This is a genomic window from Cupriavidus sp. SIMBA_020 (genome assembly GCF_046535395.1).
In the GTDB taxonomy this organism is placed as follows: domain Bacteria; phylum Pseudomonadota; class Gammaproteobacteria; order Burkholderiales; family Burkholderiaceae; genus Cupriavidus; species Cupriavidus campinensis.
The window spans coordinates 1-258 of sequence record NZ_JAWRWU010001017.1; the positions used below are offsets into that span (position 1 = coordinate 1).

A 258-nucleotide genomic window follows, 5' to 3' on the forward strand; every position below is an offset into this window, starting at 1 on the left:
GGGCAAATGCTCTGCCTTTCCCGCCCGTCGATTCGAACACCCAAACCAGCCAGACGCGCACGCTCAATGCGCGCACATCGCCCTAGACAGGCGAACACGGAGACACCTTATGGCCAGCGAACGCAGCGACGCGAACGTGATCCTGCACATCGGCGCCGGATCGTTTCACCGCGCGCACCAGGCGTGGTATCTGCACCGCGTCAATCTCGCGCGCCAGCCGGACGAGCCGCAGTGGACGCTGAGCGTCGGCAACATCCG

The 258-nt window shown here is 65.1% G+C and carries 1 pseudogene; it reads left to right on the forward strand.

Annotated elements, in window-relative coordinates:
* Positions 1–109 precede the first annotated feature (109 nt).
* A pseudogene (locus SB751_RS32545) lies at positions 110–258 on the forward strand (mannitol dehydrogenase family protein); the annotation flags it as partial.